Origin of the sequence: Amycolatopsis sp. VS8301801F10 (genome assembly GCF_046195355.1) — a bacterium.
In the GTDB taxonomy this organism is placed as follows: domain Bacteria; phylum Actinomycetota; class Actinomycetes; order Mycobacteriales; family Pseudonocardiaceae; genus Amycolatopsis.
Genome location: NZ_CP176065.1, coordinates 3735821 through 3747326 on the forward strand (window position 1 = coordinate 3735821; position 11506 = coordinate 3747326).

Annotated in this window: 10 protein-coding genes; 7 read left to right on the forward strand and 3 right to left on the reverse strand. The window is 62.7% G+C overall.

Annotated elements, in window-relative coordinates; genetic code table 11:
* The first annotated feature begins 7 nt into the window (after nt 1-7).
* From F9C11_RS17760 to F9C11_RS17770, 3 genes are all read left to right on the forward strand, one after another.
* A complete protein-coding gene (locus F9C11_RS17760) occupies nt 8-154 on the forward strand; it encodes a hypothetical protein (protein ID WP_409185984.1) in 147 nt (48 codons plus the stop codon).
* 286 nt (nt 155-440) lie between these two features.
* Nucleotides 441-683 carry a hypothetical protein gene (locus F9C11_RS17765; RefSeq protein WP_409185985.1) on the forward strand — a complete coding sequence of 81 codons (243 nt, stop codon included), beginning with the start codon at nt 441-443 and terminating at the stop codon, nt 681-683.
* A 30-nt stretch (nt 684-713) separates the two neighbouring features.
* Nucleotides 714-1175, forward strand: coding sequence for a UvrD-helicase domain-containing protein (locus F9C11_RS17770; RefSeq protein WP_409185986.1), 462 nt, complete (start codon nt 714-716; stop codon nt 1173-1175).
* A 366-nt stretch (nt 1176-1541) separates the two neighbouring features.
* On the opposite strand, the gene F9C11_RS17775 is transcribed toward F9C11_RS17770, so the two are convergent.
* From F9C11_RS17775 to F9C11_RS17785, 3 genes are all read right to left on the reverse strand, one after another.
* Entirely contained in the window at nt 1542-4526 is a 2985-nt protein-coding gene (locus F9C11_RS17775) for a DEAD/DEAH box helicase (protein WP_409185987.1), read from the reverse strand.
* On the reverse strand, nt 4523-5386 hold the full coding sequence (locus tag F9C11_RS17780) for a hypothetical protein (protein ID WP_409185988.1): 864 nt from the start codon (nt 5384-5386) through the stop codon (nt 4523-4525). The genes F9C11_RS17775 and F9C11_RS17780 overlap by 4 nt, the downstream gene beginning before the upstream one ends.
* 601 nt (nt 5387-5987) lie before the next feature.
* Nucleotides 5988-6476: a hypothetical protein gene (locus F9C11_RS17785; RefSeq protein WP_409185989.1), complete on the reverse strand. Its 489-nt coding sequence runs from the start codon at nt 6474-6476 to the stop codon at nt 5988-5990.
* Nucleotides 6477-6867: 391 nt separating this feature from the next.
* On the opposite strand from F9C11_RS17785, the gene F9C11_RS17790 reads away from it, so the two are divergent.
* The 4 genes from F9C11_RS17790 to F9C11_RS17805 all read left to right on the forward strand — a co-directional run bounded on the left by F9C11_RS17790 (nt 6868) and on the right by F9C11_RS17805 (nt 10209).
* Complete coding sequence (locus F9C11_RS17790) at nt 6868-7791, forward strand: ATP-binding protein (RefSeq protein ID WP_409185990.1); 924 nt, start codon at nt 6868-6870, stop codon at nt 7789-7791.
* A 2-nt stretch (nt 7792-7793) separates the two neighbouring features.
* Nucleotides 7794-8765, forward strand: a complete 972-nt coding sequence (locus F9C11_RS17795; protein WP_409185991.1) for a response regulator — start codon at nt 7794-7796, stop codon at nt 8763-8765.
* Nucleotides 8766-8831: 66 nt separating this feature from the next.
* Nucleotides 8832-9002: a hypothetical protein gene (locus F9C11_RS17800; protein ID WP_409185992.1), complete on the forward strand. Its 171-nt coding sequence runs from the start codon at nt 8832-8834 to the stop codon at nt 9000-9002.
* A gap of 82 nt (nt 9003-9084) precedes the next feature.
* On the forward strand, nt 9085-10209 hold the full coding sequence (locus tag F9C11_RS17805) for an integrase core domain-containing protein (protein WP_409185993.1): 1125 nt from the start codon (nt 9085-9087) through the stop codon (nt 10207-10209).
* Nucleotides 10210-11506: the final 1297 nt, after the last annotated feature.

Consider the following 11506-nt stretch of genomic DNA (forward strand, 5'->3'; position numbering starts at 1 on the left):
TTAACACATGAGCACCAACGTGCGCGACATCGCTCTGGCGGAGGGCCGAAACTCGGTCGAGAGTACCAAAAGGACGGAAACAATGCTGACCAGCGACTCCAACGCCGACAGCCTGGCGTCGGAATCAAGTTTCGCGCTGTCCACGCCCAAGTAGGACTCGTTGGGGCGGGCTAGAACACGTCCCTACATCGGGCAGATGACTCGGGTCCTTGACCGCCGTTGTCGCGCGTCCAGCATGACGGGCCGCGCCTGCTACTGTCCGCTGCTGACTACCGCCGCCTCCTCGTCCACCTCAAGACTTGACCGTGTCGGCGTAGGGGCCAAATGTTTTCGACGAGGCCCGAGACGGTCATGTCCGGTTCGCCCGGAAGGATCTTGTGCGGGCACAGGCACCGAGGCCAGGGTGGGGCACGACCAGGACCACTAGAGGAAGGCGCCCCGTGATCGACATCGTGTACACCCTGCACACCGACGACGGCGGATCTGACTCGGCCGAGATCTCGGCTCCGCTGGTGCCCCGCGTCGGCGAAATGGTCGATATCGAGGACCGCGCCTATCGGGTCGTGGACGTCCTGTGGCACCACTATCGCAGCGGCGCGCACGGCGTGAGCATCACCGCGTGCGAGGACAACTGGCACAAACACATCGACGAAGTCCTGGACGACTGGCGCAGCAACCGCTAACGACGGGTTATCGCGCCTGGCCGGAGTCCGGTGCTCGTCGGCCCGGACCAAGCCGCTGCCTGCAGACTCCCGATCGCGGCAAGGTTCCGTTCAAGCCTGATCACTTCCTCAAGATGTGGGTGCTGGCCCGCCCCGCATTTACGGGGAGTTCGTGTCCTGGAAGAGGCCCAGGACACGAACTCCGCCATTGACCAGGTCTTCCTAGGCCAGGGCACGCGTGCGCAACTGGTTGTGGTCGGCGACTCCGTCCAGGCGATCTACGGCTGGCGCGGCGTCCGCGACGTGATGACTGGTTTCGCTGGCCGCCAGTTGGCCCTGTCGCACAGCATCCTGATTCGCCAGTGGCCAGCCGACCCGAACGCGCTCCAGAGCACAGGATCTAGAAGACTGAAGGCGCTGGGCGTGGGAGCAGAGCGATCTCGTATCTTTACGCGGGAGGTCCGGGCACAGTGGAGCGACAGGGTCAGCACGGAAGCAGAATCAGTAGCTTAAACGGGGTTCCTGCTCTGTGCGCTTCTGCGCCGTCACACGAGACAGTGTTGGTCACGGCTGCTTGTCAGTGCAGCGAAGCGAATTTCACGTCGATCCAGCCGATCGTTCAGGGGTTAGACACGCTGTCCGCGGGCCTAGGACACCGTCGGCTCCACGTGCTGCTCCTGAGGGTCGTCACTGAGGCCTATGTTCAGCTTCCCATCTTGCCTGCCGCCGGGGCATAGCGGGACGCCCCCTCCCAGGGATGCTTGGGGTCATGGGATTGTTGTGCTGGCGTCTTCTAAGGCCTGTTCCGCCAGCCGGGTTGCCACCGGTGGAAGTGGTGAGCTACCTGTGAAACACCATGCCCGAATGTTCACGTGGTGGCTAAGATGCGTGCCCCGTGTTTTCAGCCAGATCCTCGACAGTCCTATCCAGCATGAACTGTCCGAGCTGGGCTTCCCACCCGTCCTCGGTTGCTAAGATTTCGCGCGCGATGTCTCGTGGCTCCCGCAATAGGTTGGCCGGGTCGTCCATGGCTGGATGGTTACCCAGGAGAAAAGCGGCACGGCGGTGGCGTAGTCCGGTAGCCATCAGTGCTCGCGCCGCCGGTGTCGCAACGCCGAAACGCAGATAGTCGGGCAAAGATGTGACGACAGCGGAGATCGTGAGGTCGGTATCCGCGAAGTATCGCTCGAGCAGGCCGGCGGCCTGCTCGACCAAAGTGGCCAGCGAATACGAGATGATGCTTCCATGGATTCGCAGAACACCGTCGACGGTGCGATTGGTGCCCGCAGCGATGGCGGCGAAGCTGTCGCCTGCGATCCACCGACGCACAATGCCGAGCACAACATCTTTGTCAGGGAGTCCGTCCGGCGGGAACAGGTCGTCGGTTGGAAACGCTTCGGCGAGATCTTGCCTGAAGTCCTGCTGCTGATACGCCCAGGTCAGGAAGGCGTCAAGCAGGTCGTCGTCGAGCGGCGTCGCGACGGTGTCCCAGCTGGACAGAAGGGGGACTAGATCGGCCACGATTGAATCCACCAGTCTTGCTCTGGCCCCGGTTTCGCGCACCCAGGCGATCCGGCCGTTCGCGCGTAGATCGGAAAGGCGTGCAGCGCGCATGGCGAATACGCTAGTGAGGAGATCCTGTGCTTGTTGTCCGATTTGTTGGGCAGCAAAGGTGTGGGTTGCCAAAGTGGCGGCGATGTCCTGGAACTGCTCGTCCCCGACATCGTCATGGAGCAGTTCCAGGAGCGTGGAATCCACGCCGTCGGTCAACGAGTACAGGGCTGCGGTGCCTTCGAGAACTTCGTTGCTGAGCTGGACGCCGTTTCGAATAAGGGCTGCCTGTAGCTGCTCGACGAGGGCACGCAGAGCGCCGTGGACGTCTTCGCCTGGTTGGCCGGATGCCACAGGTGCCACGGCATTCCACTGGTTAGGGTTCGCGCAGATCACCAGTCCCTTGGTTGAGCTGCCTGCGCGGCCTGCGCGCCCCACCAAGTTCCTGATGTCTCGTGCCAACATGGGGATGGCCGTTCCGGTCCGAGTCCGGCGGTGGACCGCGTAGAGCACAAGGGTGCGGATGGGAAGGTTGATGCCTTCCGCCAGGGTCCCGGTACACAAGACCATACGCGCCAGGCCGCTGCCGAGGAGCTCCTCGACAGCCTCGCGTGTTTCCTGCGGTATGTCGCCGTGGTGGATGACTGCTCCAACGCGGAGCGACTGGGTGCCGACCCACTCGTCGCCGAACTCGCGTGCGAGGTAGTCGCTTACCAAGTTGATGCGGCTGGTGTCCTGGATGTTGTCGAGCGGCCGCGGCAGAGGTATCCCGTTGGCAAGTTGCCTGAGCAGTTCCTCGGCCAAGCCTACGACACCTTGGTCTCCGGTCTTGGTCGCCGAGAAGACCGCGACGGTGCCGAGGGACAATGATTTGCGAGCTGCGGCGATTGCCTGGGTCTTGATTGACGTGAAGGCGTAAGTGTTCTGGCGTCCTGTTCGCGAGTTCGTGAACCGGAAGTCCGTGTCCTGGAGGAAGTCGTGGAGGGTGTGAGCTTGCAGTGTGCTAGCTAGAGCCTGCATCTCCAGTCCGACGCGAGTTCCCCGTCCTTTGCCGGACGGTCGCAGCACTGCATACTCTGCTTCGGCTGGCCGGAATGTGCTGCGGACAACGGAGCGGTCTGTGCCTCCCAGCCAGGCGTTGATTTCCTCGATGTTCGGCACGATCGCGGATACGAATACTGTCCTTGGACGACGTTCCTCTCGGCCGAGGAGGCGGGCAAGAAGTAGTTCAAGGCTTACTCCGCGTCCAGCCGAGTCAAGGAGGTGGCCTTCATCGCACACGACCAGCGAGATCCTGCGAACCAACTCGGGTGCTCTGCCGAGGAGGCCGGCGAGAGCTTCAGGGGTGGCGATGATGGCACGCAGGTCGTCAAGATCTTGTGCCTCTTCACGGTTGGGGACCGTGCCGCCGTACACGGTGCGAGTGGGCAGGCCAATACGGGTAAGACGTCCGGCGACCGACGAGCGAAGCTCCCGCGCCAAAGCTCGGTAAGGAACAAGGAGGACTGCGACGTCCTCTGGCCGGTCGGTGAGGTGGCTGAAGAGCAGCGTCTCGGTCAATGCGGTCTTGCCGGCACCGGTTGGCATTTGCAGCGAGAACGGCTCGTCGCTAGTCAGCAGTCCGGCATCGATGGCAGTGATCTGCGAAGGGAAGAAGTCCCAGACCGGTCGTGCACGATTCAGTAGCGAGCCCACCAGCGGGCCCCACTTCGATGATCCGCCATCAGGGAGAACTGCACGTAGGTGTGTGCGGGTGAATCGGTCCAGTAGCGATGCGTAGATTCGCTGGGCGACCCATTCGTCAGGGCCATCCTCGAGCGCTTCGGCGGCGGCTTCCTCTGCCTCAGACCGTGCTTGCACGATAGCGTCGAGTCTTCCGGTGGCGATGGCGCTGAGGAGGTCGCTGACTCGCTGCGAGGTCGCCTGTGGAGGACGAGCGAGGAAGTCGTAGCACGCCCGGTAGGTATCGGACGCCCGATCATCGACGGAAACTGATCGCATCGAGATGTAAGCCGAAGACGAGTAGCCACCACGGTAGAAAGCGGCTGCTGAGAAGAACGTCGCGTCGAACTGTGCAGCTCCGTCGAGCAGGCTCGCGGCCTGTGACAACGCGTTGCCAAGCGTCGCCCAGTCGCGTGGGTCTTCCGGTTCGTCTCGAAGAAGGTCAAAGAGTTCGCCGACGAGCGACAGGTAGAGATCGAATTCTCGGCCGTCCTGGTAAGCAAGCCCTGGCAGTTGAGCCTGCAGGCCGTACAGGTTGACGCTTTGCCGAGTGTCAGCATCCGCGACCCAGGTGCGCAGCGCTTGTCTCATAAGGAATCCACCTCCACTGCGGCATTCGCGAGGAGGGTCTCATACAATTCCTCATAGTTCGCCTTTAGATCTGGCACGGAGATCACGATGAGGGTGCACTGGTCTTTATTCGGCAAATCCGTTCCCGATATTTCGTTATCGAGCAATTCGGAGCTGATGACGGCGACTGCGCGGAACTCGTGCACCGCCGGAGGATGGTCAGTGGCTTTGACGAATCGGTCAAGGTGTCCGATCTCCACTGTGCCTAGATCGTTGAGGATAGCACGTTCTTTCAGCCACATTAGAGTCTTCGCCAGGCGTCCCCGACGGTCTTTGAGCGAGTCCTCGATGGCCGACGCTACAGGTGTCGAATGGCCGTTGGTTGACTTGGTCTTCACCTCGGCACACATGACCTTGTCATCTGTGGAGGGGACGGGCCACCGAGGCAGTTCGAACTGTACGACATCAGAGCCCTGCGAAGCTTTCGTGCGACCGCTCTTCAATCTCCACATCTTCGGGTCCAGAACATCGGCTGGATGAGCTAGCGAGGCCAGGTAGAACGCCGTCATGATCTCGCCGTAGTCGCCCGCCATGACCGAGCCCTTGGGGGGAATTACCGCGCCGAGGATCGTCTCGTGCGGCTGTTTTGTCTCCGCCGAGCGGCGTTGTAGCAGCTTGTCAGAGATGTAGCAGCGGCGTGCCGGAACGCTGAGCATCTCCGTCCAGGCCTTAGTTCGCCCTGGTTCCACCTTCACAAGGACGAATGACGTGTTGTCAGCCTCGCTGAAAAACGTCCGAACCTCGGCGAGGTCAACCCCAAGTTCTCTCATGTATTCCCGTTCCAAGGCGGCCCGACGCAACTGGCCGCGCTCGGCGGCCACACAAGTCTGTCTGCGTGCTCCAGCTACCATCGGCGCTGCGGCATTGTTTGTTACGCAACGGATCCGCAAGTAGCATCGGCGAGATCGGGTCGTAACGCTCACCGGGTGTGCAATGCGCGGTCTTCTGAGTGCTTCCGATGCTGCTCCGGGCGTCCTCGGCCGTCCCGCCCGGTGAGCATGCTTGTCGACGTCATCGTATGGGCACTACTCCCTGGTGGACGGACGGCGCTACGGTCCTCGCATTGCTGGTGGGTTGGGGCACCGCGGGCTAGGTTGCACCGGGTCATTTTCGTACCGGCCGGTCGCTGACGGTCTCTGCAAGATTCGCGTCCCAGTTCCGCTCCTCTAACGGAGGGCGCATTGGAGTGCGACCGCGGTTGCCTGGTTGGCCTTGTGTTCGGTCGGAGAGCGTAAAAGGGCGTCGGTTCGCGGCTGCAGCGCCTTCGCCAACACGTGCAGCCGATAAGTCAGGGTGGAGGTGTGCTTTTGAAACTGGGTGGACCGGAGCACTGCCGATACATGTTAGCCGTAACTCCGGGATAGCCGAACAGTTCGCAGCGGGTGCCCGTTACTTTCCTGTGCTAATGGGTCGAGACCTGTCTTATTTAAGGTCGAACTGTCGGAGCCATTCCGTGTCTCCTGCGGCTACAGTGGCCACGAGTGCACCACTGAGCAGAATCATATAAAGCGTGAATTCCAACGCGCCTCCGTGGCGTTCGACTCCTTCGTTGAAGGTAACATCGGGCGCGTCAGGGTGGCCGATCAAGCCAGCGGCGTAGGTCAGATCTGCGGTGTCGATGCCCATCGTGTCGGATAACCAGTTGACGGCGTCGCGGGCTTGTTCTGCCGTGATGTGTTCCCGACTGCCGGCAAGCCACGCCATCAAGGTGGTTGTTACCGCGGCAGGATCAAGGTGGTCGTCTAGGACAGCGGTCGGTGGGCCTTGCGTCGGATCTTCCAGCCAGATGGAGATGCCAGCGCGCAGGCGTTTGGCGACTCGGGCGAGCGACATCTCGGAGACGTCGGGACGGTAGCTGTCGCGAAGCCGTTTAGCTTTGCGTGCACGTCTGCGCTGGTCTTTGCCGGTCATGTTCTGAGGTTCTCACAGCGAGGCGTCCTGCGGTGTTAGCCGTGGGCATCCGTGCCGCCGCGGCCTCGTCGCGCAGTCGTCAGCGTGGCTCATGGGCAGTTGGCGAGACAGTCGGCTTCGGTCGGCCATAGCCTCTGTCTTACGTCGGTGGATAACTCGGCCTCGATCCGCGGAAGGTATGGCCATACGGCGGGCGGAGCAACGTCACTCGACCGAGCTCTCGTGACCTCATCGTCAGATGGCTTCCTCGGAGCTGGCGGCCGATCCGGCGTGTGGCGGAAGTTCAGCGGGTATCGGAGCTGTCTTGGCTAGGTGAGCGAGTGGAGGACGATCTGTGCCCTGCCGCAGTTGCTGGCTGGCTGGCAGGATCGGTGAGGTGAACGGTGGTGTCATGCTGACTGTTGTTCTCGGCGTCGGGGTGCTGTTGGTTGCCCTTGGGGTGGCGACTGCGCTCGTGCTGCGGGCTACACGTGCCTCGACGGGAGAGAGACTGCCTGATCTTGCATGGGGCGGTACGGCGCGGCAGTTCGAGTGGAGCGTTGACAGGCTCGCTGGCTTGACCTTCGACATGAGGCGGTTTGAGAGCAGCGTCGACATGCTTGCCAGCTTGCAGCCGATGCTCGCGGACCTGGCTTTCCGCGTGACGGAGCCGACGGGGAGCGGCCCTGCGGAGGTCACTGACGCACGGATCATCGCCGAGTTGAACCACGCGCTCCAAACGCCGCTGCGCGGTCTCAGTTACGCCGTGCGGAACCTGGAGAAACTCTCAGACGACGTGCTGATCGAGGAGCGGGTCAAACGACTGGCGGACATGGCCGCGATGCTCGACAGCTGCACCGCCGCGTTGGCCACCTTCCGCGGCCTGGTCAACACGGTCGCCTCGGTGCCGTCGCGGCAGCCATCCCTCAACGAGGCAGTTCGCGCTTTCGGCGAGTCGCTCTCAAGGCCGACCGACGAGCCGATCGCGATCGACGTCGTGGGCCTGCCGGATCGGGTCGACGGATTCTCCAACCACTACCTGCTCACCATGCTTCAGCCGCTGGTGGAGAACGCGGTCGAGGGCTGCGTTCCCGGCGGCACGATCGAGATCGTCTGCATCGACCATGGCGACGCGGTCGAGTTCACCGTGTCCAACCCGGTGGCTTATCCGGTCGACGAGGCCGTCCTGTTCTCGCCACGGCGCACGACGAAGGACGGGCACCAGGGCCTGGGCATATCCATCGTTTCCCGGCTCGCGGAGTTCGAACGGGGTGAGCTGACTGCGGACATCACCGACACCGGCGTGCGGATGCGCGTCGTCCTGCCGAGGAGGTAGCCATGCACCCGGAGATCCTCGTCGTAGACGACGACCGCATGTACGCCCAGAACCTGGCCGAATGGCTGCGCAACCGAATGCCGCACGAGGTTGCACACACCGACGACAAGGACGAGGCGCTCGACCTGGTGAAGTCCACGTACGTGCGGGTGGCGATCCTTGACCAGCGGATGCGCCGCAAGCTCGGCATGGACGGAACTGAGCTCGCTGCCGAAATCCGGGCAATCGACGCACGGGTCCGTGTCATCATCCTCAGCGGCGAATCCGATGTTCGGGACTACCAGAAGTCCAACGAATTGCGGCTGCGACACCTGGTGAAGGGCGACGACGAGATCCTGTTACGGGAAATTCGGCTGGCGCGACAACAGTATCTGCTTGATTTGGAGCGTAGCGCCGAGATGAAGGCTGAGGTCATCGGGCAATACCGACCCCGTGTGTTCCTCCGCCGCCCGGCAGTGGAATTTAAGAAGCTCGGCGAGGAATACGTCTCCACTACTCCGGACGCCGACGAGCACGACTTCCGGACGTTGGTGCACGTCAACGCTGGCCAGTCGGTCACCGAAGCGCGGATCCGCACATTCGGCCACGATATAGAGATCGAGGAAGAGAGCACGCGGCAATTGGAGGCCACCGGATTGTTCCGGGACGTGGTGATCGCGCAGCTTACGACCAGCTTGAAATCGGCGATCCGCGAGCGCGGCCGGTTCACCGTCACTGAACAGGAGAAGCACAGCAGCGAGCAGCGGTTCGAGGTGCCAGAGAAGGATCAGACCGAGGGTGTGGTCGCATTCGCTATCCAGGAAGCGCCGCTATACCATCGCAAACGCGCATTGATCCAAGTCTCGTGCGAGTGCTGCGGTCACCAGGATGTTGTCACGGTCGGTTTCCGCGAGCCGAGCGGCCAGATCCGACGTCGCCGCGTCGACTACCTTACGGACAACAAACAGCGGATTACCGAGATTGGCGTGCGGTGAACACCGCAAGCTGGGCACGTTGCCCGTTTGTCAGAGCTGCCTCCTCGATGACGACGTCGGGCCGCGATGTACGACGCGATCGAGGAGCACGTCGAGTTGATCGCGGCGTACGGCAAGACCGACGATCCGCGGGGTGGGACGGCGCAGTGGCGGCGGTCGATTGGCGTCGTCGATTCACCGATCGACGGCACGTTGAAGCGCTGCTTGAACCTGTGGGTGCCGGAAACGCTGTCATAGGTTCTGACCAGCGGATTCGTGGCGTGTGGGCGGGTGGTTGATGGGGTGACTGCCCGGTGGTCGATGATCACGAGTTGTGGTCATGAGGTTTCTGTATCTGCTGGTGGCGCGGGTGTTCGGGTGGCTGGTGCTGTGTGCGCGGCCCGCGGCTGCGAAGGATGTGGAGATCCTCGTGCTGCGTCATCAGTTGGCTGTGCTGCGGCGCCAGGTGACGCGGCCACATCTGACCTGGGCTGATCGCGCTGTGTTATCGGCGTTGGTGCGGCTGGTGCCGAACTGGCGTCGGTTGACGTTGATCGTGTCGCCACGGACGATCTTGCGATGGCACGCCTCGTTAGTGCGGCGTAGGTGGACCTGTCGACGCCAACCAGGGCGCCCGGCGGTCGCGGCAGCGATCCGCCGGTTGGTGCTGGAGATGGCCCGGGACAACCCACGATGGGGCTACCGACGAATCCACGGTGAACTCGTCGGGCTGGGGCACACAGTCGCGGCATCGACGGTATGGACGATCCTCAAGGCTGCAGGCTTGGACCCGGCACCGCGCCGAACGGGACCGACATGGAAGCAGTTCCTCACTGCCCAGGCTAAGGGCATCCTGGCGGTCGACTTCTTCCACGTCGACACGGTGTTGCTGCGCCGGTTGTACGTGTTGTTCTTTGTTGAACACGACCGTCGTCGTGTCCATGTTGCAGGGGTGACCGCTCATCCGACTGCGGAGTGGGTGGTTCAGCAGGTCCGGAATTTGCTGATGGAGCTTGATGGTCGCGTGGACTGTCTGCGGTTTCTGATCCGTGACCGCGACGCGAAGTTCACCACTGCGTTCGATACGGTATTCGCCTCGGTCGGCATCGACATCCTGCGCAGTCCTGTTCGGGTGCCTCGGGCGAACGCGATCGCTGAACGCTGGGTGGGCAGCGTTCTCCGCGAGTGTCTGGATCGGATGCTCATCGTCAACCGGCCTCATCTCGAACAGGTCCTGGCCGAGTACGTCGATCACTTCAACCACCATCGACCTCATCGCTCCTTGGGCCAACGACCGCCCGAACGGCGGGTTCCGGTCCGGATGCGTGAGGCCAGATCGGTGCGTCGGCACGGTCGACGTGGTGGTCTGATCTACGAATATCAGCAGGTCGCATGTGTGACACAGTTTTCGGCACCCACAGGTTGTGGACGTGGAAGTCCAGGCCTTGTTCGTTGTCGGCGTTGAAGACCATGATTGCTCGGCCGTTTTTGACCATGTCGATGACGCGGGTCCACATGAGTTCGCGGACTCGGGCGGTGACGGTGCCGACGAAGACTCCGGGGGGAGATTTCGAGCAGCCAGCGGGTGAGGCGGCCGCGGAGGCCGACGGGGCAGGCGGCGACGACGAGGACGGTCATCGGTCCTCGTCGAGGTCGTCGTAGTTGGTGCCGGCGGCGACGGCGGTGCCGCGGTCGTCCCAGAGCATGACGACGTTGCCGGGGTCGTCGAAGGCTTCGGGGCCGTATTCGACGGCGTCGTCGTTGTCGAGGAGGGTTTTGATGTCTTGGACGCAGGTGTCGAGGAAGGTGGTGGCGCGGATGTGGTCGCGGACGGCGCGGCGGGTTTCGGTGCCGATGGGGATGGTGATGTCGGCTTTGTAGATGTCGGCGATGTCGTAGACGAAGGATGTGGCGTGTCCGGTGTGGACGAATCCGAGTCCGGGGGTGCAGCCGAGGGCGACGATGACGGCGTGGACGGCGCCGTAGAGCCTCGTGTTCGAGGTAGGTCCATTCGACGCCGGTGCGGTTTCGTGCGTTGGTGGCTGGGGCAGCGCGCGATGGCGCTCTCGTCCGGCTGGAATGTGCCAGCTGGCCGCGCTTCCTGTGATTTCGACGGTCTCAAAGTGGCCTGAGCTAAGATTACCCTTGTCTGTGCCCGCCTAGGCGGGCACAGACAAGGTGCGGGAAGCCGCGACGATGCTGGTTACGCAGCTCGTGCGCGACTCCCCGCTCGGTCATGCCAACTGGGATACCGCTATCGCGATTGCCAGCGTGATGACCAGCGGCCCGATCACCTTGCATGTGATCGGGCCGCTCACCCGCACTGTGACGTGGAACCGGGCTCGATGCCGCTTCCGACGTTTCATGTGCCTCACCTCCCTCCGCGGCCAGCTGGTCCGTGGAACGAGGCGATGACTGGCAGCCTAGCGGGTGCGAGAGAGCTCCGTCTCACTACCTGCCGCTATAGGCAAGGCGTAGTGCTCACTCAGTGACCGAAGTTCCTACTGCGGTAGTGTCACGTCCCGAAGGTGATGGTCGCTTCGAGTCACGCGCCCGTTGCGTAAGCGAACAGAGGTGATGCCAGTTTCTCTGCGAAGCAGAGGTGGCCCTGCGTAGTGCTCTGAGGGGTGACGGCTTCCCCGCGCGAGCGGGGGTGGGTTCGCGGAGATTTTGCCGGCACCGCATTTTGGTGCACGTCGGTGACGCCTTACCTCTGAAGGGTGTCAATTTCCTGTGGTTTCCGGGTGTCCTAACTGTTGTAT

Excerpts from the sequence above, each read along its gene's own strand:
- F9C11_RS17790 (WP_409185990.1), top strand. The coding sequence starts at position 6,868 with ATGCTGACTGTTGTTCTCGGCGTCGGGGTGCTGTTGGTTGCCCTTGGG.
- F9C11_RS17775 (WP_409185987.1), bottom strand. The coding sequence starts at position 4,526 with ATGAGACAAGCGCTGCGCACCTGGGTCGCGGATGCTGACACTCGGCAA.
- F9C11_RS17760 (WP_409185984.1), top strand. The coding sequence starts at position 8 with ATGAGCACCAACGTGCGCGACATCGCTCTGGCGGAGGGCCGAAACTCG.
- F9C11_RS17805 (WP_409185993.1), top strand. The coding sequence starts at position 9,085 with ATGAGGTTTCTGTATCTGCTGGTGGCGCGGGTGTTCGGGTGGCTGGTG.
- F9C11_RS17795 (WP_409185991.1), top strand. The coding sequence starts at position 7,794 with ATGCACCCGGAGATCCTCGTCGTAGACGACGACCGCATGTACGCCCAG.
- F9C11_RS17800 (WP_409185992.1), top strand. The coding sequence starts at position 8,832 with ATGTACGACGCGATCGAGGAGCACGTCGAGTTGATCGCGGCGTACGGC.
- F9C11_RS17785 (WP_409185989.1), bottom strand. The coding sequence starts at position 6,476 with ATGACCGGCAAAGACCAGCGCAGACGTGCACGCAAAGCTAAACGGCTT.